This is a genomic window from Methylobacterium sp. 391_Methyba4, assembly GCF_029691625.1.
GTDB lineage: Bacteria > Pseudomonadota > Alphaproteobacteria > Rhizobiales > Beijerinckiaceae > Methylobacterium > Methylobacterium fujisawaense.
In genome coordinates, this window is sequence record NZ_CP121475.1 from 649507 (window position 1) to 673542 (window position 24036).

General features: G+C 67.4%; 30 protein-coding genes, 1 pseudogene and 1 other annotated feature. Of the genes and pseudogenes, 15 read left to right on the forward strand and 16 right to left on the reverse strand.

Annotated elements, in window-relative coordinates; all coding sequences use genetic code 11:
* Positions 1 to 21 precede the first annotated feature (21 nt).
* From P9K36_RS03050 to P9K36_RS03065, 4 genes are all read right to left on the reverse strand, one after another.
* Positions 22 to 351: a hypothetical protein gene (locus tag P9K36_RS03050; protein WP_124263042.1), complete on the reverse strand. Its 330-nt coding sequence runs from the start codon at positions 349 to 351 to the stop codon at positions 22 to 24.
* Positions 352 to 713: 362 nt separating this feature from the next.
* A complete protein-coding gene (locus tag P9K36_RS03055; protein ID WP_043755420.1) occupies positions 714 to 2042 on the reverse strand; it encodes a Y-family DNA polymerase in 1329 nt (442 codons plus the stop codon).
* Entirely contained in the window at positions 2039 to 2491 is a 453-nt protein-coding gene (umuD, locus tag P9K36_RS03060; RefSeq protein ID WP_043760689.1) for a translesion error-prone DNA polymerase V autoproteolytic subunit, read from the reverse strand. The genes P9K36_RS03055 and umuD overlap by 4 nt, the downstream gene beginning before the upstream one ends.
* Before the next feature lie 5 nt (positions 2492 to 2496).
* Positions 2497 to 2691, reverse strand: coding sequence for a hypothetical protein (locus P9K36_RS03065; RefSeq protein WP_335645387.1), 195 nt, complete (start codon positions 2689 to 2691; stop codon positions 2497 to 2499).
* A 151-nt stretch (positions 2692 to 2842) separates the two neighbouring features.
* Here P9K36_RS03065 and P9K36_RS03070 point away from each other — a divergent pair, with 151 nt between their 5' ends.
* Complete coding sequence (locus tag P9K36_RS03070; RefSeq protein WP_043755422.1) at positions 2843 to 3088, forward strand: hypothetical protein; 246 nt, start codon at positions 2843 to 2845, stop codon at positions 3086 to 3088.
* 16 nt (positions 3089 to 3104) lie between these two features.
* Entirely contained in the window at positions 3105 to 3356 is a 252-nt protein-coding gene (locus tag P9K36_RS03075; RefSeq protein ID WP_043755424.1) for a hypothetical protein, read from the forward strand.
* A gap of 3 nt (positions 3357 to 3359) precedes the next feature.
* On the opposite strand, the gene P9K36_RS03080 is transcribed toward P9K36_RS03075, so the two are convergent.
* A complete protein-coding gene (locus P9K36_RS03080; protein ID WP_257791601.1) occupies positions 3360 to 3494 on the reverse strand; it encodes a hypothetical protein in 135 nt (44 codons plus the stop codon).
* Positions 3495 to 3804: 310 nt separating this feature from the next.
* Here P9K36_RS03080 and P9K36_RS03085 point away from each other — a divergent pair, with 310 nt between their 5' ends.
* From P9K36_RS03085 to P9K36_RS03100, 4 genes are all read left to right on the forward strand, one after another.
* The gene (locus P9K36_RS03085; protein WP_164706411.1) at positions 3805 to 3978 is read left to right on the forward strand and encodes a hypothetical protein; all 174 of its coding nucleotides are present in this window, start codon (positions 3805 to 3807) and stop codon (positions 3976 to 3978) included.
* 634 nt (positions 3979 to 4612) lie between these two features.
* Positions 4613 to 4978, forward strand: coding sequence for a hypothetical protein (locus tag P9K36_RS03090; RefSeq protein ID WP_043755425.1), 366 nt, complete (start codon positions 4613 to 4615; stop codon positions 4976 to 4978).
* Between the two features lie 609 nt (positions 4979 to 5587).
* Entirely contained in the window at positions 5588 to 6094 is a 507-nt protein-coding gene (locus tag P9K36_RS03095; RefSeq protein WP_278306552.1) for a hypothetical protein, read from the forward strand.
* An 83-nt stretch (positions 6095 to 6177) separates the two neighbouring features.
* Complete coding sequence (locus P9K36_RS03100; protein WP_052083529.1) at positions 6178 to 6567, forward strand: hypothetical protein; 390 nt, start codon at positions 6178 to 6180, stop codon at positions 6565 to 6567.
* 547 nt (positions 6568 to 7114) lie between these two features.
* On the opposite strand, the gene P9K36_RS03105 is transcribed toward P9K36_RS03100, so the two are convergent.
* From P9K36_RS03105 to P9K36_RS03130, 6 genes and pseudogenes are all read right to left on the reverse strand, one after another.
* Positions 7115 to 7453 carry a hypothetical protein gene (locus P9K36_RS03105; protein ID WP_043755428.1) on the reverse strand — a complete coding sequence of 113 codons (339 nt, stop codon included), beginning with the start codon at positions 7451 to 7453 and terminating at the stop codon, positions 7115 to 7117.
* A gap of 94 nt (positions 7454 to 7547) precedes the next feature.
* Positions 7548 to 7958 carry a 3TM-type holin gene (locus tag P9K36_RS03110; protein ID WP_278306553.1) on the reverse strand — a complete coding sequence of 137 codons (411 nt, stop codon included), beginning with the start codon at positions 7956 to 7958 and terminating at the stop codon, positions 7548 to 7550.
* A gap of 2 nt (positions 7959 to 7960) precedes the next feature.
* The gene (locus P9K36_RS03115) at positions 7961 to 8626 is read right to left on the reverse strand and encodes a glycoside hydrolase family 19 protein (RefSeq protein WP_278306554.1); all 666 of its coding nucleotides are present in this window, start codon (positions 8624 to 8626) and stop codon (positions 7961 to 7963) included.
* Positions 8627 to 8662: 36 nt separating this feature from the next.
* Positions 8663 to 9049 carry a hypothetical protein gene (locus tag P9K36_RS03120; RefSeq protein ID WP_278306555.1) on the reverse strand — a complete coding sequence of 129 codons (387 nt, stop codon included), beginning with the start codon at positions 9047 to 9049 and terminating at the stop codon, positions 8663 to 8665.
* Between the two features lie 147 nt (positions 9050 to 9196).
* Positions 9197 to 9662, reverse strand: a pseudogene (locus tag P9K36_RS03125) (transposase); the annotation flags it as partial.
* A 332-nt stretch (positions 9663 to 9994) separates the two neighbouring features.
* Entirely contained in the window at positions 9995 to 10849 is an 855-nt protein-coding gene (locus P9K36_RS03130) for an alpha/beta hydrolase (RefSeq protein ID WP_043384561.1), read from the reverse strand.
* A 129-nt stretch (positions 10850 to 10978) separates the two neighbouring features.
* Between P9K36_RS03130 and P9K36_RS03135 the strand changes: the two genes are divergently transcribed.
* The 3 genes from P9K36_RS03135 to P9K36_RS03145 all read left to right on the forward strand — a co-directional run bounded on the left by P9K36_RS03135 (position 10979) and on the right by P9K36_RS03145 (position 14482).
* Positions 10979 to 11896 carry a LysR family transcriptional regulator gene (locus P9K36_RS03135; protein ID WP_043384563.1) on the forward strand — a complete coding sequence of 306 codons (918 nt, stop codon included), beginning with the start codon at positions 10979 to 10981 and terminating at the stop codon, positions 11894 to 11896.
* 59 nt (positions 11897 to 11955) lie between these two features.
* Positions 11956 to 13184, forward strand: a protein-coding gene (locus P9K36_RS03140; RefSeq protein WP_278306556.1) for an IS3 family transposase whose coding sequence is annotated in 2 segments (ribosomal slippage) — positions 11956 to 12244 and positions 12244 to 13184 — 1230 coding nt in all. Because the reading frame shifts where the segments join, the coding sequence is not laid out codon by codon here.
* Positions 12237 to 12353 (forward strand) — a sequence feature (AL1L pseudoknot). (Overlaps the previous gene by 117 nt.)
* Before the next feature lie 317 nt (positions 13185 to 13501).
* Positions 13502 to 14482, forward strand: coding sequence for an alpha/beta hydrolase (locus tag P9K36_RS03145; RefSeq protein ID WP_043384565.1), 981 nt, complete (start codon positions 13502 to 13504; stop codon positions 14480 to 14482).
* 68 nt (positions 14483 to 14550) lie between these two features.
* On the opposite strand, the gene P9K36_RS03150 is transcribed toward P9K36_RS03145, so the two are convergent.
* Positions 14551 to 15321 carry an enoyl-CoA hydratase/isomerase family protein gene (locus P9K36_RS03150; RefSeq protein WP_278306557.1) on the reverse strand — a complete coding sequence of 257 codons (771 nt, stop codon included), beginning with the start codon at positions 15319 to 15321 and terminating at the stop codon, positions 14551 to 14553.
* Between the two features lie 96 nt (positions 15322 to 15417).
* Entirely contained in the window at positions 15418 to 16323 is a 906-nt protein-coding gene (locus P9K36_RS03155; protein WP_043755446.1) for a LysR family transcriptional regulator, read from the reverse strand.
* 122 nt (positions 16324 to 16445) lie between these two features.
* On the opposite strand from P9K36_RS03155, the gene P9K36_RS03160 reads away from it, so the two are divergent.
* The 3 genes from P9K36_RS03160 to P9K36_RS03170 all read left to right on the forward strand — a co-directional run bounded on the left by P9K36_RS03160 (position 16446) and on the right by P9K36_RS03170 (position 18596).
* Positions 16446 to 17081: a glutathione S-transferase family protein gene (locus P9K36_RS03160; protein ID WP_111474260.1), complete on the forward strand. Its 636-nt coding sequence runs from the start codon at positions 16446 to 16448 to the stop codon at positions 17079 to 17081.
* 96 nt (positions 17082 to 17177) lie between these two features.
* Positions 17178 to 17852: a peroxiredoxin-like family protein gene (locus tag P9K36_RS03165; protein ID WP_043755450.1), complete on the forward strand. Its 675-nt coding sequence runs from the start codon at positions 17178 to 17180 to the stop codon at positions 17850 to 17852.
* A 27-nt stretch (positions 17853 to 17879) separates the two neighbouring features.
* Complete coding sequence (locus P9K36_RS03170; RefSeq protein ID WP_043755452.1) at positions 17880 to 18596, forward strand: SDR family oxidoreductase; 717 nt, start codon at positions 17880 to 17882, stop codon at positions 18594 to 18596.
* Positions 18597 to 18609: 13 nt separating this feature from the next.
* On the opposite strand, the gene P9K36_RS03175 is transcribed toward P9K36_RS03170, so the two are convergent.
* The gene (locus P9K36_RS03175) at positions 18610 to 19542 is read right to left on the reverse strand and encodes a LysR family transcriptional regulator (RefSeq protein ID WP_043755454.1); all 933 of its coding nucleotides are present in this window, start codon (positions 19540 to 19542) and stop codon (positions 18610 to 18612) included.
* Between the two features lie 100 nt (positions 19543 to 19642).
* On the opposite strand from P9K36_RS03175, the gene P9K36_RS03180 reads away from it, so the two are divergent.
* From P9K36_RS03180 to P9K36_RS03190, 3 genes are all read left to right on the forward strand, one after another.
* Positions 19643 to 20332 carry an SDR family NAD(P)-dependent oxidoreductase gene (locus tag P9K36_RS03180; protein WP_043755456.1) on the forward strand — a complete coding sequence of 230 codons (690 nt, stop codon included), beginning with the start codon at positions 19643 to 19645 and terminating at the stop codon, positions 20330 to 20332.
* Positions 20333 to 20409: 77 nt separating this feature from the next.
* Entirely contained in the window at positions 20410 to 20568 is a 159-nt protein-coding gene (locus P9K36_RS03185; RefSeq protein WP_158498435.1) for a hypothetical protein, read from the forward strand.
* Positions 20569 to 20570: 2 nt separating this feature from the next.
* Entirely contained in the window at positions 20571 to 21341 is a 771-nt protein-coding gene (locus P9K36_RS03190; RefSeq protein ID WP_043755458.1) for an SDR family NAD(P)-dependent oxidoreductase, read from the forward strand.
* Positions 21342 to 21401: 60 nt separating this feature from the next.
* Here P9K36_RS03190 and P9K36_RS03195 read toward each other — a convergent pair whose 3' ends face one another.
* Together P9K36_RS03195 and P9K36_RS03200 are read right to left on the reverse strand one after the other, a co-directional pair.
* Positions 21402 to 22292 (reverse strand): alpha/beta hydrolase, encoded by an 891-nt coding sequence (locus P9K36_RS03195; protein WP_043755460.1) that lies wholly within the window; start codon positions 22290 to 22292, stop codon positions 21402 to 21404.
* Positions 22293 to 22878: 586 nt separating this feature from the next.
* Positions 22879 to 23865, reverse strand: a complete 987-nt coding sequence (locus P9K36_RS03200; RefSeq protein WP_043755461.1) for an AraC family transcriptional regulator — start codon at positions 23863 to 23865, stop codon at positions 22879 to 22881.
* Between the last annotated feature and the right edge of the window lie 171 nt (positions 23866 to 24036).

Sequence of the window (24036 nt, forward strand, 5' to 3'; positions counted from 1 at the left end):
CCGATCCCTGCGTCGCGTCGATCAATGCATAGCGATCCCGGCCGACCGCGGTCCAATCACGCCAGCGACGCGACGCCCGACATGATTGAGCACACGCCCGAGAAGCAAGCGGGTCTGGGTGTCGGTATCGTCTTCCGCGGCCTCGTAGGCATCGATCAGGCTTGTTACCAACCGTTTCGAGGGGCCTGGGTGGTCGCTCTCATTGGGTGCCTGCGGTCGAGCGGTGTCTTGTTCGCGGGCGCGCCGCACGAGATCGCGGGAAGCCTGGAGCGTCCGCCGCGTCTCCTCGGCTGCCGCACGCAGCTCACGGGCAACCTCAAGGTACCGATCTGCGTGAGGGCGGTCGGTCATGGGCGCTCCGAGTTGCACTGCATGCCCGCGCGTGGACGACTTCAGCGCGGAGCCTGGTATCGTGCACTCAATTTCTGGGTGCATCAATCCGAAGCTCGATTTCGATCGCAATAAGAGGGATCAATCGTCAGCATCCATCATAAGTTGGTTCTTCCAGCTTTTCGCATGAGGCGAAGGGATGCGAGGATACGCGTCAAATTTCCAGGTCACCTCTTCGCCAACCACCGCAAAGCGGACCGTTCCAGGGTTTGCCTAGGGTCGAGGACGGGTGGGACGGCGATGTCTGCTTCATCGCCAAACCGCCCGAAAACGGACCGGCACAAATCCACCCAAAGCACTCGGCCGCGTGCTCAAGGAGCGGTTCAGACGTAGGCGACCGGCAACTCGCCGACCTGCGTCGTGTAGCGCGGCGTGCGCATCTCGAACTTCGTGTTCCAGTCGCGCCGGCTCACCAGCCCCGCGCGCGCCGGCACCACGGCGCCGCGGCCCCAGCGCGCGTTGCACGCGTCCATCGCCGCCATGAGCGGGCCCGACCGCTCCCGGTCCAGCGCGCCGATCAGCGCCCGCGGGCTGTGGGACAGCGGCACGAGGTCGTTCGTGACGATCCCAGCCTTGCTGTACCGCCACGGCCGTTCGCCCGGCTCGCGCCAGGTCTTCGCCACCCCGTGCCGCGCGGCCTTGATCAGCGCCAGCGTGTCCGAGCTGTGCTCCGGCAAGCGCATTGTGGTCGAGACCGAGCGCATCGGCGCGTCCCGGTCGTGCTCGCTCGTGTGGTAGAAGATCGTCACGTGGTTGGTGCCGAGCCCCTCGCGCCGCAGCTTCTCGCCGAGCCGCGTCGCGTGCGCGGCCACCGCCTCCTCCAGCGCCGCCCGCTCGGTGATCCGGCTCGAGAACGAGCGCGTCACCGCGCAGCCCTTCCGCCGCGCCGGCACCATCTCCAGCGGCAGGCAGGCCGCCCCACGCAATTCGTAGATGATCCGCTCGCCCACCACGGTCAGGCCCTTGCGCACCGGCCGCGGGTCGAGGTCGCGCAGGTCCGCGACGCTCTCGACGCCCATCGCCTGGAGCTTGGCAAGCGAGGCCCGGCCGATGCCCCAGACTTCGGCTACGTCGATCCGGCACAGCCAATGCGCGTAGGCCGCGGGGTCGGTCAGGTCGCAGACGCCGCCGAGAGCCGGCACGGTCTTGGCGATGTGGTTGGCGAGCTTGGCCAGCGTCTTGGTCGGGCCGATGCCGACGCAGGTCGGGATCCCGGTCCAGGCCCGCACCGTGGCGCGCAGGTCCCGCGCCAGCTCGACCCGCAGCGCCGGCGCCACGTCGGTGAGGTTCAGGAAGCTCTCGTCGATGGAGTAGATCTCCACCTGCGGGCTGAACTGCCGGTAGACCGCGTTGGTCCGCCCCGACATGTCGCCGTAGAGCGTGTAGTTCGACGAGAACACCCGCACGCCCTGGGCGCGGCACAGGTCGCGGATCTTGAAGAACGGATCGCCCATCCGGATGCCGAGCGCCTTGGCCTCGCTGGTCCGGGCGATGGCGCAGCCGTCGTTGTTCGAGAGCACGATCACCGGCACGGCGGCGAGCTTCGGGTCGAACACCCGCTCGCACGAGCAGTAGAAGCTGTTGCCGTCGATCAGCGCCACGGCGCGGCCGCCGCCGATCCGGTCGCGCCGGCGCGCCTCCGGCGTGCTCACGAGACCTGCCCGCGGGCGACGTGCCAGCGGATCGAGAAGCGCACCACGCCCCAGATCACGCCCTCGCCGAGTTCCTCGACCGCGAAGGCCGGCAGGTCCGGGTTGCAGAAGGCGAGCCGGGCGGTGTTGCCGTCGATCACGAGGCGCTTGCAGCTCATCTGGCCGTCGACCGCCGCCACGACGATGCTGCCATGGCCGGCCGTGAGGCTGCGGTCGACGCAGGCGAGGTCGCGGTCATAGATGCCGGCGCCCTCCATGGACGAGCCACTGATCCGCCACAGGAAGGTGGCGGGCGGGTTCGGCACGAGCCAGCGCGGCAGCTCCAGCGCGCCCTCCAGGAAATCGTCGGCCGGCGACGGGAAGCCGGCGCACAGCGCCTGCCCGATCAGGGGCACGCGGACGGCGTCGGGACTCCCGAGCAGCAACGCGTCGATCGGGTGGATCGGCACGGGGCTCAGGCCGTCCCGGCGTGGCATCGTGCGTATCCGCGGGAGATCAGCCGGCCCTGGGCGAGCACGCGCGCTTCGGCGTCTCGCAGGTCGGTGAGCGCATCCTCCACCGCCCGAACGAGGGCGGCCCAGGCATCGCCGGAGGCGGCCCGGTGATAGGCCAGGGCGATCACCTCGGCCTCGGACAGACGGATCTCCACAGGCGGTTCGTGCCGTTGGGCATGCATCCGGATCACAACCTCGACTAGAACATATCGGAAACAAAGCCCGATGGTGGGGCGTGGTTCAATGGCCGTGTCGGATCCCGCGGAGATCGCAGTGGGCACGTGTGGAGAGGTCGGGAAAACGCCAATGCCGCGGAGGCTTTATCGCTTCCACTGCCTGGGAGGCGGTGATGCCGTGTTCGACCTGCAGGGGCGGTGGCTGTCGAGCATCCGCGAGATCCGGCAGCACGCGGACCGGGTGGCGCTGGGCCTGATGGACGGGGTCGGCTGCGAGGACTGGACCGTGTGGTCGGTGGACGTGCGCGATGCCGCAGGCCGGCCCGTGCTGTTCCGCGCGTTCACTGCGGTACGGGTCGGCGGCAAGTCGGCGTAAGGACGGGAGCCGCACCATGGCGATGACGACCAGCTTCGTGGTGCAGCCGTTCGAGATCCACCGCAAGCGCCTGCGCCCGGCCCGCCAGGAGCCGGCGCAGACGGAGAGCGGCGCGCTGAAGAAGGCCGAGACCCTGGCTAGGCGGATGCCGGGTGCGGCGGCGCTGAAGGTGGTGGCCGACGACGAGACCGGCGAGCTGGAGGGCGTCACGATCCTCGGCCAGTGGGGCGAGGTGCCGGACGACTTCGCCGAGAGCCTGCAGGGCTGAGCGTCAGCCGCGCCGCTTGGCGGCGAAATCCCGGACCGGCGGTCCCCAGGTCTGACCCGGCTTGGTCGGGTAGCCGGAGAACCGGTCGAACACGATCCGGTTGGGCTCGACGCCGACGGTCCGGCTAGCGTTGACCATCAGGGCGCCGGCCTACGTCACGCGCAGGACGCCGTGCTCCGGATGGACGCCGAAGAGCTGCGGCGCGGCCCAGCCGAGCCGATACGCAACGCGGCTCGTGATGCTGGATGCCCGGCGGCGGTTACCGGGCCGTTCGGTGTCGGCCGGAGGATGGTCCCGCACAGGAATTCCGAGCACGAAAGAGCCCGCGCCGGCGAACCCGGCGGGCAGATGTCCGAAGGGACAGGGCGACACCCTATTGCGGGCGGAACAGGTCCGGGTGATCCTGCCTTTGCCAGTCGACGCACGATCGACGGCACGGGAGGTAAGCATGACGATCTTCCAGGTGAGGCAGAACAGCACGCGCGCGGTCCTCTGGACGGGACAGGCCGACACAGCGGATCGGGCATTGGAAGTCGCCGCCCAGGCCGCCGGTTATCACGGCTTCGAGGAGCTGCCCGAGACGGCGCGCGCCGATATGACGGCTGAGGCCGTGATCGTCTGAGCACGAGAAAAAGCCCCGTGCGGCGGGCCGGCGGGGTCGGCGCATTCGAGGGATATGGCCGGCTGGCAGACGCCGGACACGAAAAAACCGCCGCGGCCGGAGCCGGGCGGTTCGAGAGAGTCTACGCTTGGGGATTGGTCTACGCGCACGCGGCGGCACGGTTCCCGCGCCTGAATCGGCGAGCGGCGCCCCGGCCGAAACCAGGGTGCCCGGGGCAACGTGAACGTCTGCGTTTGCGGGTGCGAGACCCGCTCGGCCCCGCCCCGATCTGCTCACGGGGCGGGGGAGCGTCCGATCTCATCAGCGTGTGAGCCGAGCCGATACGCAACGCGGCTCGGCGGTAAGATGGCGAGCACCGGTTACCGAGCCGTGCTCGTGCCGGCTGCCGACCAATCCCGCGCCGGGATTCCGCGCAGGAAAAAGCCCGCGCCGGCGCGCCGGGCGGGCTTCTCAGGTCGGGCACCGAAAGGGGGGAAGTTCAGCCAAACCTCGCACCGAGGCTAGGCGGGACGCAGGGAAAGGAAAGCCCCGCTGACGTCAGTGAATCGGAGAGCGAGGGAGCGGCATCCGCTCAGGCAAATCGAACCACCCACCGTTGAAAGCGTTCACGCCCCGCAACAACGGAGAGCACGACATGAAGGTGATCTCAGCGACCGTCCTTGGCCTGGCGCTACTCAGTGGAGCCGCTCCGGCCTTCGCGCAGCCATACGGCGGACGCGATTACGGCTACGATCGCGGCGACTACGGGCCCCGTGACAGAGGCTACGGAGATCGCGGCTACGGAGATCGCGGCTACGGCGACCGTGACCGCCGCGATTACGATCGGGATTACGACCGAGGCTCCCGGGGCGGGCGTGGCGACTACGCGTTCAACGAGGAAGAGTATCTGCGCTGCAATCCGGACGTGCGCCGAGCGGTCATTGGCCGAGCGATCAAGTCGGGTCTGGAACACTACCGCAAGGTCGGGATGGCCGAAGGCCGGAAGTTGACCTGCAATTAGAGCGCATTCGAAGAGCAGAGCAGACTGTGAGAACGCCCCGCGCGGCAATGCCGGCGGGGCTGAAGAAAACGCACGCAGATGATGGCGATGAGCGGCTACCTGCTGCTGCCGCCACCGCCGCCGCCCTGAGGAACGGCGCGCTCTGGCTGATTGGCATTCCCGGCGGAGGACGAGCTGTTCGACATCGTGTCGGCCGGCTGCCCGGTCGGCGAAGTCGTCACGGCGCCATTGCTACCAGTCGTGCTGTTCTGCGGCGCAACCACGCCCGAAGCGCCAGGAGCGGAGGGCGCCACGGGAGTCGCCGCGGGAGCCTGCGCGGAGGCCCCGCCTGCGAGGAGGCTGAAAGCAGCAGCGGCTGCGAGAACTTGATGGCGCATGAAAACCTTCCTTTAGGTAGAAGGCTGATAAACGCTTTCGCTTGAGCGTTGGTTCGAAATCCAAGAAGCCAAGGCGGTTTCGAGACAAATCCGCGCGACGAGCTGGTGGGCACCGCGCGGCTGATCGGCTCTCATCACGGCCTGCAGAGCGCTATCCCCCGGTTACAGCTGGCGCACACCTAGACAACCACAACGCGAGAGCGGCAATCTCTAGTGCCTTGGAGAATGTCGCGTGACCCGCTCTGTAGTTCGTGCAGCCGTAGCCGGTGCGTCCGCCCTCATCCTGATGCCATCAGCGACAAGGGCCTCGGATTTCTCGTTCAGAACTAACGATTTTATCTCGACATTCACCAGCCAGTACAGAACCGTTGGCGAGCGCGTAAATATCAAGCAAAAGGATTGCGGCGAGCAGGCTCGAGCGATTTGCACCTACGAGGTCGGCGATTTCGCCGTCTTGATGGTGGGCGGCTCGAAAGTGCGCGGTCCTGCCGACGAGGTAACGCTCATCTGCGCCGCTGGAGGTGATCCCAAGAAGGCCGCGAGTTGCCTGCTGTCCTACGTCGTCCTCATCATGTCGGTCGCGCCAAGCCTTTCGAAAGACAATCGCGGCAGCATCCTGAGCGCCATGATGAAGGTTCTCGACGTCTCCAAGGAGACCAGGATCAAGACCGATGATGTCGAGTTTATAATGCAAAACCTGAGCAGCATGGGACTCTGGTTCCACGCCAAGGCAATCTGATGCGCACTCTTCACATCGCCCTCGCTATGATCGCCGCTGTCAGCGGCGCACAAGCAGCGCCTCGTCAGGCTGAGATACCAACGATGGCGATCGCAAATGGCGCCTGTGATCGGCTCGTCATCGGCGGTACGGATCGCACGCGTGAGTGCAGCGGCAAACTCCTGAATACGATTTACCGGAATGGCCGGGTCGGCTTCTACTTCGTGACTGACACCGGCGCGGCGCTGACCTTCACAGGCCTCGGCGACAAGCAGGTGAAGCCGGATCCCGACACGGCCGTGCAGCCGATCGATGGCGTCATTTTCGGGTACGGCGGCAAAACCGATCGGGCGAACGCAGTCGGATCGTGCCGCTTCACCAACCCTTATCGAAAGCCGGGAATCGTTCAGTGTCGAGCTGATACGTCCAACGGGCAATTCGAGGCGTCTTTCCGGACGGATGGCAATCCGCCTTCGGTGACGAATCCTCGCTGAGATTGTACGGCCAGACCAGTCCCCGCTCCGATGCTTTCATGGGGCTGAGAGCCACTGATTTCAGCCTTGTAGGCCGAGCCAGTACGCGACGCGAATTTTCGCGTCGTTTGCCGATAACGCAAGATCGGGCACAAATTGTCGGAGTGCGTAGCTGTCTCGTCGCGAGCCCGCGCTTTGCCTTCGAAATCAAAGAGTGGACCATGATCAGAGCTGTGATCATTCTCGGTGCTCTGGCCACGACAGCAGCCTCAGCGGTGGCTCAGGTGAATGAGAAGCGGGAACGCTGTTTGTCTGAGGCAGTGCTGAAGGGCCTCTACTCGCGCAACCCCGGAAAAGGATCGGCTGCATTCAATCGATATACTATGTCGCAACGCGGCGCCTTCATGCGGGAATGCATGTCTCGGCGCTGATACGCGTCGATCAAGACATCATGGCGCCCGCGAAAAAGCCCCGCTGGGCGGTGCCGGTGGGGCTGATGGTAGTCTCTACGAGGCGTGTCGGGGCTCAAAATCCACGCCGGTCATCAGGTTGAATCAGCTCGCACAGCTCACCGCCCTGCCAACCCAATCTTCGCCAGCACGATCCCCCCGAAGGCCAGCAGCGCCGCCGAGGCCAGCACCCAGCCGATCTTGCGCAGATCCCGCACCTGCCCGGCGATTTCGGCCAGCCCCTTGGCGGCCTCGGCCTTCGCCCCGTCCACCGCCTCGTCGATCCGCCGCTCGATCTCGTCGCGTGCCACGAAGTGCTCGATGTCCCGCCGGTAGGCCACACCCTCCAGCTTCTCGTCCATCCGGTCGAGCTTGCCCCCGAGCGCATCCATCTGCCGGCCGGTGGTCTCGACGCGCTCGATCAGGCGCCCGATCCATTCGGGCAGATGGTCGGCCATGGGTCCGGTCCTTCGCTCGCCGCGGCCCGTCCGAGCCGTCCGGACCCGGGGCGGTGTCTCGTCCGTCATCGAGGCGCGCCCGCGGCCCCGGGGCTCAACTCTTCGACCCGATCACCTGCGGCACGATCTTGTCGACCGAGCGGGCCAGCATGTAGGCGCCGATCCCCACGGTGAGCAGCGACCACAGCTCGGCCGGCACGCCCTTGAGCGCCGCCACAACCTCGACCTGCAGGCCGATCATCGGCGCGACCACGCCGACCCAGGTGATCATCGCCAGCGCCCACAGCACGGTGATCGGCCGGGCGTTGCGGGCGAGCGGGCTCTCCGATCCGGCATCCGCCTTCATCACCTCGGCCATGGCCCGGCCGAGATCGCCCTGCTGCTCGATCAGGGCCTTCTGCAGCTCCAGCTGGACCTGGAGGCGCTGCCCTTCGTCGGGCAGAACCTTCTGGAGGATCGGACCGAGCGCGCCGAGCAGCGCCGGCAGGAGGGCGAGGAACCCCATGGTCAGGCCCCCTTCTGCATGTTGCGGCGGACGACCTCGCGCAGGCGCGGCCACCAGGCGGTCGATGGCGGGGCCGGGGCGGCCGGCGGCGTTGCGGCGGCGCACGCCGCCCGGAGGCAGGCGAGAAAGACGGCGTGATAGCCCGCGATCCGCGCGCCGTTCCGCGCGCCGTCGCCGTTGACGATGGCCCGCGCACCCTCCGGATCGTCGGTGCCGCCGTCGAAGTAGCGCGCGAGGGCATGGCCGGGGCGGAACAGGCCGTCGCGCGCGCCGACGATCAGGATCGCCGCGCTCGTCTCCGGCACGAGCGCCAGGTCCGGATCGCCGACGAGGTCGAGGCCGAGCCGCCGGCCGAACCGCCGGTAATTGTCGAGCCAGGTGAGCTGGCTGGCGCCGCGGCCGTAATAGACCCGGCCGTCCACCGGCACGCCGTAGGGATGCCCGCGCCCGAGACCGTCCTCGCGGATCGACAGGTTCAGCCGGCATTCGTGCCAGGCGGTGGCCAGGGTGTAGGCGACGTGGCGGAGATCGCCGGGCCAGCCCAGGCGCTCCCAGGCCTCGAGGAGGCCGGTCAGCCCGTCGACCTCGGTCTGCGCGAGGGTGGCGCCGAGCAACCCCGTCGCGCGCAGCCGCGCGAAGAAGGTCGCCCGCACGAGGGGAGCGGTCATGTCGGCCTCACGAGGGTTCGGGTGGAGGGGGCGCGGCTACGTCAGGGCGAGGCTGACGCCCGCCTTGTTCGCGGCCCTGAGGGCGGTGGCGTCGGTGCGGCCCTGCGCCCCGGAGAAGCCGACCGCGATGCCGGCGCCGAAGGACAGGCCGAGACCCTTGAGGATCTGCTGGTTGGCCTCGGGCCAGACAATCTCGCCGCCCTGCACCCAGGGCATCGGCAGGCGGCCGTCCTCGCCGAGGATCGGCTTGATGGGGGCGCCGTCGATCGGCTTCAGGGCCAGGAGGTCGCCCGCGCGGGAGTGCTGCTTGAAGGTGGTCCAGGCGTCGAGGACGAGCACGTCCTCCAGGCCTATGCGCAGCCAGTCGGTCCAGGGGAGGACGCCGTCCGGTTTCGCGAAGAAGGCGGTGATGGCCCACTTCATCCGCGCGGCTTGATCCTTCCGCGTCTCGATCATGAGCCGCAGCAGGTCGTCGCCGTCGGCGATCCGGCGTAGCTGGGCGAACGAGACCGGCTCTTAGAGCGCGGGACAAAACCGCAGCGAGCGGGTTTGGCGTGCATGGACGCTCTCGTAGCCGGAGCGCCCGTACCGGCGCGCCAGCTCCACGAGATCGGCGATCAGCGCCGCCTCATCGTCTCTGCCCCGCGGACCTTGCGCTGCGTCGAACGATGCTGACCGAACGCACGGCACGCGCGGGGCTCAGAGACGTCCAGGACGTCCATCACAAGCTCAATGCAGGCGCGTCGGCGCGCGGGGCTGGTCAGTTTCCCCGGACAGCCTCCTGCAGGATCAGCGTGTCGAGCCTGAGATCCGCGATCACTTTCCGGAGCCCCTGGTTCTCGGTCTCCAAGTCCTTCATGCGCCGGACCTGGTCGCTCTTCAGGCCGCCGTACTCCTTGCGCCAGCGATAGTACGTCACCTCCGTCACGCTGGTCGTGCGGATCGCGTCCCCGACGCTCTGGCCCTGCGAGACCAGCACATCCATCTGCCGCAGCTCGGCGACAACGTCCTCCGGCTTGTGCCGCTTCGTTCCCATCTGTCCGTCCTCGCACTGGCCCGAAAGCCAGACCTCAGGGCGGACCACTTCATTGGGGGCGGATCATCCCCTGCAAGCTTCTCCAAAGTGGACCAGCCGCTTACGGCCAGACTACGCCACGCCGGATCGCCAGCGCGCACAGAACCGGACGTTCGGCTTGGCACCCACACCGGACATTCCCCGGCCATCGGACGTCGCTTGAAAGCGGAAGTCTCTCATGGCTTCCTGCTGCATCAAGCAGGTTTTGAAAGAGCGGCCGCCCCGTCAGGGTCGGCCGGCCCTTCTGTACCTTCCGTCATTCAGGCTGTCGCGGGCCCTTAGCAATCTCCGCTTCAGGCCTTGAGGAATTCCGTGACGGCCTCGGCGATTTCGTTGGTATGCGTTTCCAGGGCGAAATGCCCCGTATCGAGGAACCGGATCTGGGCATCCGGGATATCGCGCCGGTACGCCTCCGCACCGGCTGGCAGGAAGAACGGGTCGTTCCGCCCCCAGATCGCCAGAAGCCGCGGGCGGTGCGTGCGGAAATAGGCTTGGAAATCGGGGTAAAGCGCCACGTTGCTGGCATAGTTGCCGAACAGGTCGAGCTGGATCTCGTCGACCTCCGGCCGCTGGATGTACCACGCGTCGAGGGCGCTCCCGTCGGGCGAGACCAGCGAGGTGTCCGGAACGCCGTGCTCGTATTGCCAGCGGATCGAGGCCGGGGTCAGCAATTCGCGCAGCGCCTGCCGGTTGGCGTCGCTCTGGTCCCGCCAGTAACGCTGAATCGGGTTCCAGCCCTCGCTCAGTCCTTCCTCATAGGCGTTGCCGTTCTGCGAGACGATGGCGGTCACTCGCTCGGGATGCGCCATTGCGACCCGGAAGCCGATGGGCGCGCCGTAGTCGAAGACGTAGAGCGCGTAGGTCTTCAATCCGATGACCTCCGTGAAGCGGCCGATGACCTTCGCCAGCGCGTCGAAGGTGTAGGTGAAGGCGGCGCGCGGCTTGATCTCGGACAGGCCGAATCCCGGCAGATCGGGGGCGACGAGGTGGAAGCGGTCCGCGAGCAGCGGGATCAGGTTGCGGAACATGTGGCCGGACGAGGGGAAGCCGTGCAGCAGCAGGAGCGTCGGCTTCGCAGAGTCGCCGGCCTCCCGGTAGAAGACCTTGAGGCCGTCGACGTCGACGGTGCGGTAGGTGGTCTGGGTCATCGTTCGCCCTCCGGTGCCGGCGATGCAGCCCGTGCTGCACGCCGTCGGTGAGGCATGGGTACCGACTTGCACTCTGCGGGATAATCTCACCACTCCGAGAGTGACCGTTGCCGAAAACGAGAGGGTGCGATGGACCGGTTGGAGGCCATGAGCCTGCTGGTCGCTGCCGTGGAGGCCGGGAGCCTGTCGGCCGCCGGGCGCAAGCTCGGCATCCCCCTGCCCAGCGTCAGCCGCAAGATCGCGGACCTGGAAGCCCATCTCGGCGCGAAACTCCTGGTCCGCACGACGCGCAAGCTCACCCCGACCGACGCGGGGGCCGCCTACATCGAGGCGTGCCGACGCTTGCTCGGCGAGGTCGAGGAGACCGAGCGGGCGGTCAGGGGCGAGTACACCGAGCCCCGCGGCGCGTTGACGATGACGGCCCCGCTGGTTTTCGGGCGGCTGCACGTCCTGCCGGTGGTCTCGGCGTTCCTGTCCCGGTTCCCGGACATCACCGTACGCCTGATCCTCACCGACCGGGCCCTGGACCTCGTGGAGGATCACGTGGACCTGGCGGTCCGCATCTCGCACCTGCCGGACAGCGACTTGGTAACGGCGCGGCTGGGCACGGTCACACGCGTGGTCTGCGGCAGTCCGGACTTCCTCGCCGCCCACGGGACGCCCCACACGCTATCCGACCTCGCCGAGATCCCGTGCGTGACCTTCAGCGACCTGGCCGCCGGCCCGGCCTGGCACTTCGCCACGTCCGGCCGGAAGGCCGTCCAAGTGGTCCGGGTGCGGTCGCGTCTGCAGGTCAACACGGCCGAGGCCGCTCTCGACGCCGCGGCGGCCGGCGTCGGCCTCACGCAGGTGCTGTCGTACCAGGCGGCCCCTCTGGTCGCCGCCGGGAGCCAAGTTCTCGTCCTGCGGTCGTTCGAGCTTGATCCGGTCCCGGTCAGCGTCGTCCATGTCGGCCACGGACGCCTCCCGCTCAAGCTGCGGTCATTCCTCGACTTCGCGACGCCGCGCATTCGCGCGTCCCTGGGTGCCGTTATCCCACCCCCATGAAGGCCGATGTGAATCGCGCCGGGATTTTCGGAGGCTCCAACTCTTGAGAGACTGGAGCCATGACGAAGCATACCCCACCCTTTTCCCCTGAGGTTCGCGAGCGGGCAGTCCGGCTGGCCCGGGAGCATGAGAGCGAGCACGGTTCGCAATGGGCCGCGATCCAGTCAATCGCGGCCAAAATCGGTTGCTCTGGCGAGACGCTGCGCAAGTGGGTCCGCCAGGCCGAGCGCGACCGGGGCGTGCGGGCCGGACCGACGACGGATGAGCGCGAGCGGATCAAGGCTCTAGAGCGGGAGAACCGCGAGCTCCGGCAGGCCAACGAGATCCTCAGGAAGGCGAGCGCGTATTTTGCCCAGGCGGAGCTCGACCGCCGGTTCCGGTCATGATCGCCTTCATCGACGATCATCGTGCGCTCTACGGGGTCGAGCCGATCTGCAAGGTTCTGCCGATCGCCCCGTCGACGTACCACGCCCATGCCGCGCGACGAGCCGATCCCGGGAGGCTGCCGGCTCGAGCTAAGCGGGACGCGGCCCTCATGGTCGAGATCCGGCGCGTGTACGAGGCGAACTTCCGGGTCTACGGCGTGCGCAAGGTCTGGCGGCAGCTCGCCCGCGAAGGGATCGTTGTGGCGCGCTGCAGGGTGGCCCGGCTGATGCGAACGATGGGCTTGGCTGGCGTCGTCCGGGGGCGGAGGGTTCGCACCACCGTTCCCGATCCGGCGGCGGCCTGCCCGCTCGACCGGGTCAATCGGCAGTTCAGGGCCGAATGCCCGAACCGGCTATGGGTGGCGGATTTTACCTACATCGCCACCTGGGCCGGCTTCGTCTATGCGGCCTTCGTGATCGACGTCTTCGCCCGCCGGATCGTGGGCTGGCGTGTGTCGCGCTCGGCCCGGGCCGACTTCGTGCTCGATGCCTTGGAGCAGGCCCTGCACGAGCGCCGCCCCTTCGCCGGCAGCGGCCTCGTCTGTCACTCGGATCGCGGATCGCAATATGTGAGCATCCGCTACACCGAGCGCCTGGCCGAGGCGGGCGTCGAACCCTCCGTCGGCAGTGTTGGCGACTCGTACGATAACGCTCTCGCCGAGACGGTGATCGGCCTGTTCAAGGCGGAGGTCATCCATCGACGCGGGCCGTGGCGCTCGTTCGAGGCGGTCGAGTTTGCCACGCTCGAATGGGTGGACTGGTTCAACCACCGTCGGCTGCTCGAACCGATCGGCCACATCCCTCCCGCCGAGGCGGAGGCACGCTATTATGCCCAGGCCGAGGTCCAAGCCTTGGCCGCCTGAGCCAAACCAAACGGCCTCCGGAAAACCCGGCGCGATTCAATGCGCCCGCCGGCTTGGGACGAGCGTCCGCCGGGTAAGAAAAGGCCGGGCCATCTCCCTCTCGAAATCCGTAAGGCTGAGTTTCGCAAACTCTGTGTTCTAGTGAGTGCCGAGAGAGTTCATCGTGATCACACTGTCCGGTCCCGAGCCTGAACGCCGCGGCACGGTCGGAGGGCTCGCGGCGAAGGCCGGTGCATCCGCCTCGACGTGCGCGACATTCGCGGTCGCGAGGCGCGCAATCCGGACGTTCCCCGGCCCGCACATATGCGAGTGGAGCGATGAGACAGGACACGGCATTCCAAGACGGGCCTGCCAGGACGACGCGGCGGTGTCTTCTCGCCGGCAGCGTCATGGCGGCAGGCTTAGGCCCGGTCGGCGCCGTCGCGGCGGAAACGCGGCCCGCCGAGGTCGCAGAGGTCCGCCACGGCACGGTTCGGGCCGACGGCGTGGACGTCTTCTATCGCGAGGCCGGCCGGCCCGACGCCCCGGTGTTCCTGCTGCTGCACGGCTTCGCGAATTCGTCTTTCTACTTCCGCCATCTCATGCCGAGGCTCGCGGACCGGTTTCGCCTGATCGCGCCGGATCTCCCATCCTTCGGTTTCACGGTGGTCCCGGACGACCGCGGCTACGTCTACGACTTCGCGTCGCTGTCGCGAACGATCAAGGCCTTCGTCGACGTCCTCGGCCTCCGGCGCTACCGCCTCTACACGTTCGACTACGGGGCTCCGGTGGGTTGGGACCTGGCGCTCGCGCATCCCGACCGCATCGCCGGCATCGTGTCCCAGAACGGCAACGCCTATCTGGAGGGGCTCGGCGAGGCGGCCTGGGCGCCTCTCAGGACCTATTGGGAAAAGCCGAACGAGGCCGCCGTGGAGGCCATCCGAGCCCGCATGACCCTCGACGGCGTCAAGGCACCCTACTTCCACGGGGTGCCCGACCCGTCGGTCATTGAGCCCGAGTCGTACACGCTCGACGCCGCCATTCTGGCGCGACCGGGCAATGCGGACCGCCAAGTCAAGCTCAAGCTCGACTACAAGCGCAACCTGGAACGCTACCCGCTGATCCAGGCCTTCTTCCGAGAGCGCCGCCCGAGGCTCCTCGCTGTCTGGGGACGCAACGACCCCTTCTTCATCCCGCCCGGAGCCGAGGCGTTCAAGCGCGATATCCCGGACGCACGGGTCCGCTTCCTCGACACCGGCCACTTTGCGCTGGAGACGAACGGGGACGACATCGCCCGAGAGATCCGGGCCTACTTCTGAGCCTCCGGCGCGCCAGGCCATCCTCGCGGGCCTGACACGCCGTGCGATGGTTCGGATCGGGCGCTCACTCAGTTCTGGGCGGCCATGGTCCGGGCCACGCCGGCGGCGCTGATGCCCTCCAGGGCGAGGCCGTAGCCGGTGCCCTCCTCGACGAGCCGGCGCAGGCGCTGCGTGAGCGCGATCCGCGTGTACCGGCCGGTGAGCGGCGGCAGAGCTGCGATCCCGTCCGCGATCTCGTGCGCCCTGGCCAGCAGCCGGTCTTGCGGCACGATCTCGTTGACCACGCCCCAATCCTTGGCCGTCTGGGCATCCAGCACCTGCCGCGTCAGCAGGAAGTATCGCCCGCGGATCGAACCGATCACCTCAGGCCACAGGATGTGCATGCCGTCGCCCGGCACGATCCCGAACTCGAAATGCGGCTTGTCCTGGAACACCGTCTCGGGCGTGGCCAGCACGATGTCGGTGAGCAGCGCGTATTCGCTGTGCAGCAGGACCGGGCCGTTGAGCGCGGTGATCATCGGCACCTCGATGTCGAGGATGTTGCTGAGCACCTTGCGGCCCTCCCGCAGGATCTTGTCGTAGCCCTGCGGCGTGAAGAAATCGAAGCCCTCGGGGCTGATCGCGTCCATGAAGGCGTCCCCCGCACCGGTCAGGATCACCGCCCGGTTGTCGCGGTCCTCGCCGATCGCGTGGAACAGGTCGACGAACTGCTCGTGGGTGTGACCGTTGAAGACGAGCTTGCCGCCCTCGGTGTGGAGCATGACCTCCAGCACGCCGTTCGGCTTCCGGGTCAGGCGGGCGTTGGGGAACGCGTCGCGGTAGGTCTCGAAACGGGCCATCGGTGCTGTCCTCGTGGTGGCCGGCCCCGTTGGTCGGCGTGAGGACGAGGTAGACGGCACCGCCCGGCGACGGATGACGGCGCGCAGCGATAAGACTTATGCCGTCGCGGAATGGGGCTCCCGCATCTCGGCCATCACCGCCTCGACGAAGCCGGCGAAGAGCCGCGCCTTGGCGCTGGCCATGCGGCCGGTGGGGAAGACCGCCCAGAGATCGATCATAGGCAACGCCCAGGGCTGCAGCAGCCGCCGGACCGCGCCGCTCTCCAGTTCGGGGGCGAACATCCAGTCCGACGCGATGGTGAGCCCGATATCGGCCAGCACGGCCGCACGCAGGCCTTCGGCCGCGCTGACCCGGACGCGGCCATGCACCGCAACCGAGATCTCGGCGCCGTCCCGGGTGAAGGACCAGGCATCGGGCTGCCGGCTGTAGACCACCGCCTCGTGCCCGGCGAGGTCCGCGGGACTGCGCGGTTCGCCCGCGCGGGCCAGATAGGCGGGCGTGGCGAGCACCGAACGGCCCCCGGTGGCGAGCTTGCGTGCGACGGCGGCCGAGTCCGGCAAAGTCCCCATGCGCAGGGACAGGTCGATCCCCTCGCCGACGAGGTCGATCACCCGGTCGTCGAGGACGATCTCGATGTCGAGGTCCGGGTGCTCGGCGAGGAAGCGCGGCAGCATCGGCACCACGTGGAGCCGGGCGAAGGTGGTCGCCGCCGAGACGCGCAGCCGTCCCGAGAGACCGGCCCCCGCGCCGCGGGCGGCGCGCTCGGCCTCGTCCGCCTCCGCGATGGCCGCCCGCGCCCGCTCGTAGAAGCGCAGGCCCGCCTCCGTGGGGCTCAGGCCGTGCGTCGAGCGGACGAGCAGGCTGACCTGCAGCCGGTTCTCCAACTGCGCGATCGTCTTGGAGACGGCGGGCTGGCCGACATTCAGGAGTCGGGCGGCCCCCGAGAAGGAGCCCGATTCCACGACCTGCACGAAGGTGGCCATCGCCTGATACCGGTCCACGCCATGCCTCCCTGGAATGAGCGTTATCGCCTCGGGCCTTCTGCCCTGTCCATCGGGGGAGGGGCATCAATCCGGCCGTCACCACCGCATCGGCGCAGTGGTCCCGCCGGAGCCAAGTGAACATGTTCGAGGTCTACGCTTTCGCCACGCCCAACAGCATCAAGGTCCTCATCGCGCTGGAGGAACTCGGCCTCCCGTACCGCCTCCACGGCGTGAACGTACGTCAGGGTGAGCAGAAGGCGCCCGAATTCCTGGCGCTGAACGCGAACGCGAAGGTGCCGGTACTGATCGATCCGGCGGCGGCCGATGGCCGGCTGGTCCTGACCGAGTCCGCTGCGATCCTGGTCTACCTCGCCGAGACGAGCGGCCGCCTGATGCCGCCGCACGGCGAAGGCCGGGCGCGCATGTTCGAGCAGCTGTTCTTCCACGCCTCCGGGCTCGGCCCGGCCTTCGGGCAGGCGGGCTTCTTCCAACGCCAGGCCGCCGAGCCGCAGCCGCTCGCCATCGCCCGCTTCTCGGCGGAGGCGAACCGGACGCTCGGTGTACTCGACGGGGTCCTAGCCGAACGCCGCTACGTCGCCGGCGACGCCTTCACGGTGGCCGACATCGCCCATTTCGGCTGGCTCTGGCGACGAGAGTTCGCGGGCGTGAGCTTCGAGAACACGCCGCATGTCGCCCGCTGGTACGACGCGATGGCCGCGCGTCCCGCTGTCCAACGCGCGATCGAGCGGGTGAACGCGCTCGTGCCGCAGGCCTGACCGGTCGCACGCCACCGGACTCGCCCCGGGCCGGTCCATTCCCGCAAGCCAGCAGCGCAAGCCAGCTCGCCAGCCTGTCGCACGAGGCACAAACCCATGACCCTGCAATCCAAGCTCGACGCGTTCAAAGCCGATTTCGAGGCCGGCAAGCCCCCCTACAACGTCCCGCCCTCGGTGATCCGGACGATGCACCGGGCCACCGCGGAACTGATCGCCACCGGCGCCGCGACCCGTGCCCTCCGGGCCGGCGACCGGGCGCCGGCGTTCGCGCTCAACGACCCGGAGGGGCAGCCCGTCTCCTCCGACGCCCTGCTGGCGCGCGGGCCGCTCGTGATCAGCTTTTACCGCGGCGTGTGGTGCCCCTACTGCAACACGGAGCTCCGGGCGCTTCAGGAGGCGCTGTCACAATTCGAGAAGCTCGGGGCGAGCCTCGTTGCCCTCTCGCCGCAGACGGCGGCCAACAGCCGGAAGTCGGTCCGCCAGAATGCCCTTGAATTCCCGATCCTGTCGGACCCGCACAACGCCGTCGCGGCCGCGTTCGGCCTGCGCTTCGCGCTGCCCGATTACCTGGTCGATCTCTACACGAGCCTGAAGAACGACCTGCCGGCGTTCAACGGCGACGCGAGCTGGACCCTGCCGATGCCCGGACGCTTCGTCGTCGGGCAGGACGGCGTGATCCTCTACGCCGAGGTGAACCCCGACTACACCCGCCGCCCCGAGCCCGAGGACATGCTGCCGGCGCTCCGCCGCGCCGCCTCCATTCCCGCCTGACAAGACACGGCCGCAAGGAGATCCAGGATGTCCCGAACCTTTCTCGTGACCGGTGCCAGCAAGGGCATCGGGCTGGCGCTGGCCCACCGTCTCGCTGGCGACGGCCATCACGTCGTCGGCCTTGCGCGCGGAGGCCTCGACGATTTCCCCGGCACGCTCGTGCCGGTGGACCTCGCTGACGGTCCGGCGACCGACGCGGTTCTTGCAGACCTGACCGGACGCTTCGCCTTCGATGGCGTGGTCAACAATGTGGGCTTGGTGCGGCCACAGCGACTTGAGGCCGTTGAGATGTCCGCGCTGGACGAGGTCCTGCGCGTCAACCTCCATCCGGCGCTTCAGGCCGTGCAGGCGACCCTGCCCGGCATGCGCCGGCGCGGCTGGGGCCGGGTCGTCAACATCGCCAGCCTGACCATCCTCGGCAGCGTCGAGCGCACGGCCTACGCGGCCGCGAAGGCGGCGCTGGTCAGCTTCACCCGCTCCTGGGCGCTCGAGCTCGCAACGACCGGGATCACCGTCAACGCGGTGGCGCCGGGCCCGACCGAGACCGAGCTGTTCCGGGCCAACAACCCGCCGGGCAGCCCGGGCGAGACGCGCTACCTCGCCGGGTTGCCGATGGGCCGCTTCGGACGGCCGGAGGAGATGGCGGCAGCCATCGCGTTCCTGATGTCGGACGGGGCGGCGTTCATGACGGGGCAGACACTCTACGTCGACGGCGGTGCCTCGATCGGTCGGGCGGCGCTGTAGCCCCGGACGCGGCTCACCGTGTCGCGGCGGCATCGAGCTCGTTGTCGCCGCCGACCAGCTGCAGGCACCATTCGGTGAAGGCGCGGACCTTCGCGGCGCGATGCTGGCGCGACGGGTAGATCGCGTACAGGGGGAAGGTCTCGTCGGGCCAATCCGGGAAGATCTCGACGAGCTTGCCGCTCGCGACGAAGTTCCGGCTGCCGAGCTGCATGACCTGCGCGATCCCGGCGCCCTCGCAACAGGCGCCGATCATCGTCTCGACGTCCGACACCATCAGGCGCGCCGGCTGCCGCACCGGAACGACCTCGTCGCCGCGGCGGAACTCCCACGCGAAGGGGCGGCCCGTCAGCGGATCCTGAAAGTCGATGCAGGCGTGGTCGTGAAGGTCGCGCGGGTGCGCGAGGCGGCCGTGCGCAGCCAGGTACGCCGGCGCCGCGACTGTCAGGATCCGCGTTTCCAGGAGCTTGCGCGCGGTGAAGCCCGCCATCGGCGGATCCCCGAACCGCAGTGCCATATCGAACCCGTCGGCAACGAGGTCGCCGATCTGATCGCGCATGATCAGTTCGAGCCGCAACTCGCGATGGAGCGCGAGGAAGCGCGTCAGCTCACGCGACAGGACGAGGCGCGAGAAAAACGGATCGACATTCACCCGCAGGCGCCCGCGCACCGTCGACGCGCTGCCCGCCGCCTCCAGGGCGGCTTCCTCGATCCCGTCGAGATGCGGGCCGACCCGCTCCCAGAAGCGACGTCCCTCGTCGGTGAGCCGCAAGGTCCGGGTCGTGCGATCGAGCAACCGCACACCGACGCGGGTCTCCAGACGCTGGATGGCGCGTCCCACACCCGACTGGGTGAGCCCGAGGGCCTCGGCCGCTCGGGTCATGGTTCCGGCCTCGACCACAGCCATCAGAACCGTCACGCCGGCGAGCAGTCGGCCATCGTAAGGCATCGTTCCATGACTCCGAGTCCGGAATGATCTGACAGAACGACGCTAATTCCTGTCCCGACTCTACGCCACATAGAGCCGTGGCAATTCAGAGGAGGCTCTCATGACAGGGCAGTCCACGGCGCTCGTCGTCGGCGCTTCGCGCGGACTGGGCTTCGCCCTCGCGGAGGAGTGGCTCGGGCGCGGGTGGCGCGTGATCGCAACGGCACGCGGCCGCTCCGACCAACTTGAGACGCTCGCGAACCGCTTTCCCGACAGCCTTGAGATCCAGCCGGTCGACATCAACGATGGAAGCTCGGTCCGCGCGCTGCGCGAGCGCTTGAGCGGTCGACGCGTCGACGTCCTGTTCATCAATGCCGGCATCGCCCGCGAAATCGAGGCGAGCCCGGTCAGCGCGCATGAGACGGACTTTCTCGACATGATGCTGACTAACGCCTTCTCGCCCGTGCGCGCGGTCGAGCTCCTGCGGGATCTGGTGCCGGCCGGCGGCACCATCGGGATCATGAGTTCCGAGCTCGGCAGCATCGCGCACGCGACCGGCTTCTGGCAGCTCTACGCGTCCAGCAAAGCCGCGCTCAACATGCTCATGAAGGGCTATGCGGCGAAGCACTTCGATGACGGGCACGCCCTGCTCCTCGTCGCTCCCGGCTGGGTGCGGACCGAGATGGGCGGCGGCGATGCGGCTCTGTCCGTCGCGGAGAGCATCCCGCGCGTGGTCGACATGATCGAGGCGAACCGCGGCTTGGCCGGTCTGCGCTACGTCGACCGGTTCAACAATCCGCTTCCCTGGTGACCGACTGACTGCCAGGCGAACCGGACATGCGCCACCCACGTACCACGGCAGGCAGCGTCCACCCGAGGATATCGGCGATGGTGACCGGAACGGCTCCGGTTGCCGCGCAGAGCAGCCCGTCATCGCCTGGAGCGGTGCTGCCCGAGCAGGGATTCGCGACGCACGATCTACGGGCGGCCGCGGCGTTGCAGCGCTCTCAAACGCCGATCGTGACCGAAGCATTGCTGAAAGACTGACGATGGCCCGTATCTTCATCACCGGATCGTCGGATGGCCTCGGGCTCATGGCGGGCCAGCGCCTGGCTCGCGAGGGCCATGAAGTCGTGCTGCATGCGCGGAACACCGATCGTGGCGAGGTCGCGCGACGGGCGCTTCCGAACGCGGCCCAGATCGACATCGGCGATGTCGTCACGATCGCCGGCATGCGATCCGTGGCCGAGCAGGCCAACGCGATCGGGCACTTCGACGCCGTCATCCATAATGTCGGCATCGGCTATCGCGAAGCGCGCCGGCTGGAGACCCGGGATGGTCTGAGCCATCTCTTCGCGATCAACGTCTTGGCGCCTTACTTGCTCACCGCTTTGATGGAGAGGCCAGACCGCCTCGTTTACCTGAGCTCGGGCATGCACCCAGGCGGTATTCCGGACATGGACGATCTGCAATGGACCAGACGGCGCTGGAGCGGATCGCAGGCTTACGCGGAAACGAAGTTCCTGAATGTCCTGCTGGCTTTCGGCGTGGCACGACACTGGCCCGCGGTGCGATCGAACGCCCTCGAACCGGGCTGGGTACCCACCCGTATGGGCGGCCCCGGTGCGCCGGATGATATGGCCGCTGCGCCCGTGACCCAGGCATGGCTGGCGGTCGGGGACGACCCAGCGACCCGTGTCACGGGCCGGTACTTCTATCACCAGCGCGAAAAATCGCCGGAGCCCAGCACCCGTCGCGTCGGGCTGCAGGAGGCTCTGCTGGACCGGTGCGCGACGCTGTCCGGTGTGCCGCTGCCCTAGACAGCCACGCAGCCCCTCGGTGGAGCGCCTGAGGTCGAGGATCTTAGGCGCGCACGGCCGTCATATACCGGACAACGCTCGGCCCGGACGTCCCGTGAAGCGAAGGACGGCCTCCGCGAAGGCGCAGGCCTCCTCGATATGGGCGAAGTGGCCGCTCTGCTCGAAGATTCTCATTTGCGCCTGTGGTAGCAGATCGGCCAGCAACGCCGCGTGGCGCGGGCCGAGAATGAAGTCGTCGGTTCCGGTGACGACGAGCGCCGGAACCTGCACGGTGGCGAGACGGTCGCGAACGTCGAAGACTTGGCCATCGCCGACCAACAGGGTCGCCTGGAGCCGCCGTTGCAGGGTCGCGAGCATGTCTGGCCAGCGCCGGAAGTCCGACATATAGGCCGGAAGGAGGTCGCGCAGCGCCGCGGTATAGGCCGCGTCTGTGCGGATGGTGGGGATCGAGGCCCAGGCCCTCTCGACCGCTTTGGCTTCCGCCGTCCCCGCGTGGCGTGCCACGAAGGCGGCGATCTCAGCGCTCGCATCGGCCATGAAGGCGCCGCCTGTGTAGGCAGCGCCCGCATACACGATCAGGCCTTTGAGTCCTCCTGGCCGCTTGAGCGCTGCCTCCAGCACCACAAAGGCACCGTGCGAATGGCCGAGGAGGTAAGGTTCGGGGATACCGGCCGCGTCGATGAACGCGAGCAGCTGTTCGGAGAAGCGGTCTACGCTGTACCCCTGGGGATGGGTCGCGAGGCGTCCGGACGATCCTGTGCCGATCGGGTCCAGATACACCATGGTCAGGCTCTCTTCGAGCAGAGGCAATCGCAAGTAGCTGGCGTCTATGCCGGGGCCACCGGCATGCGCGATGCAATAGGGTCCCATGCCGGAGACGTGATAATGTTGAGCTACGCCGTTCACGGCGATGCTGTGCGTGCCAGGCGCTAGGACCGACGGCATGAACATCCTTTCGCATCTTAAATGGCGGGACATGGCACCCGCAGATCCACGTCTCTGATGTTTCGATGGTGCCAGGAGTGACTGCGCGACTCCGTTCTCGACTCGGCAGCAGGCCTCAAGCCGTACGCGGACGCGCTCTTTGCTGGTCTTCGCCGAGCAGACCATTCTTTCATCGGGGCTGGTCATCGACCCAACTAGGCCAAGCGTCTGTGCCACGTTGACGAAGAGCAGCATCGATCGGCGTGGCAGATCCTGATTTCAAGATTTCTCAGCCTTGATGGGCGCCGCTTCTCGGGTCGAGCCGTGCATACTGAAGATCAGGATTTTTAAGAGTCCTCATCCCCGAAAGGCCGCCCTTCGTTTTACGAATGAAGGCCCCTGAGGAAATCCGGGCCGTCTTTTCGACGCGCCGCTTATATGCAGATTTAATTTCAGAAACCACCAAGTTCGAGCCACAGCACCTGATTTGAACGATAACGCACGCCGTGCGGGTTCCGCCATCGCAAGTTTTTGGCGAGACTATCCGGCGTTGATGATGGCAATACCCTCGGTGCTCGTGTCCAACGCGGAAGACATCCACCCGCATGCACGCTCAGGGTCTTTCGGACTTCCGCCGTGCGCCATCGATCCCGAGGTCGGATTGTGGCTCCAGGGATCTGACCAGGCTCGTGGCTTGAGCGCGGTAGGCGCTCGGATCGCACCCGTAAGCGGTCTTGAAGGCGTGCGAGAAGTAACTGCGGCTGGCGTACCCGACGCTCTCAGAGATGACCTTCACGGGCATGGGCGAGGACGTCAGCAGCTTGGCTGCCAGTTGCAGTCGCGCCCGCTGCAGATACTCGATCGGACCCTCGCCGAATGTGGCGGAGAAGCGCTCGGCGAAACCGGAGCGGCTCATTCCACAGAGCGCAGCCAAGCTATCGACCGTATGCTGCGCCCCAGGCGCGTCGAGGACAGCCGCGATCGCCGGGACCAGTCTCGGATCGCGCAGCGCTTCGAAGATCGGCGATTCAGCGCCTTTCTCCTTCAGATGGATCCGAAGCAGGATTGTCAGGCACTGCTTCATCAGCGCACTCGTCACTTCCTGCGTACCGAGACTTGGATTGACCAGTTCCTCGATCATGAAAGCGAAGGCGTGGCGCAGCCTGTCGCTGCCGGATAAATCTTCAATCAAGGCGTTGTGCAGACGGTCGAAAAGACCGAGCGCGCCGGCATATCGCGCCGCGATAGAGCCGCAGGCCAGTAAAATGTCCCGTCTTCCATCACCCGCCGTCAACGCAATAAGGCCATCCGGAAGAACTCTGCGTGCGTCTTCGGCCGTAACCGTTCGGGTAGCTCCCACGAAACCAATTGAGTGCCGCATGCCGCGCGGTGGGATCACCATGCAATTCGGCCCGAAACGTAGAGCTTCTTGACCTTCGACCACGATCGTTCCTGAGCCCGCAAGGACGTAATGGACCAGAATCGCGTCGGCCATGCCGTTCTTCGCCAGCTGCCACCCGGTCTGGATCTCACAGAACGCGAACGCATGGACCTGCACAGACAAAGTCGAGAACAGACGCGGAAGGATATCGCAGGACATGGGCACTCCGTGCGCTCTTACTGGTGAACTAATCTCAGCGTCTTTTGTGGAAGGTCCAGGTCATCACGACAGGCAACTTGGCGGTTGGCTTTTCCCATATGGCTTGTCGATCCCATAATTCATCAATTTACGACCACGTATTGGATCAAAAAACACGAAGGGCGCCCGCTA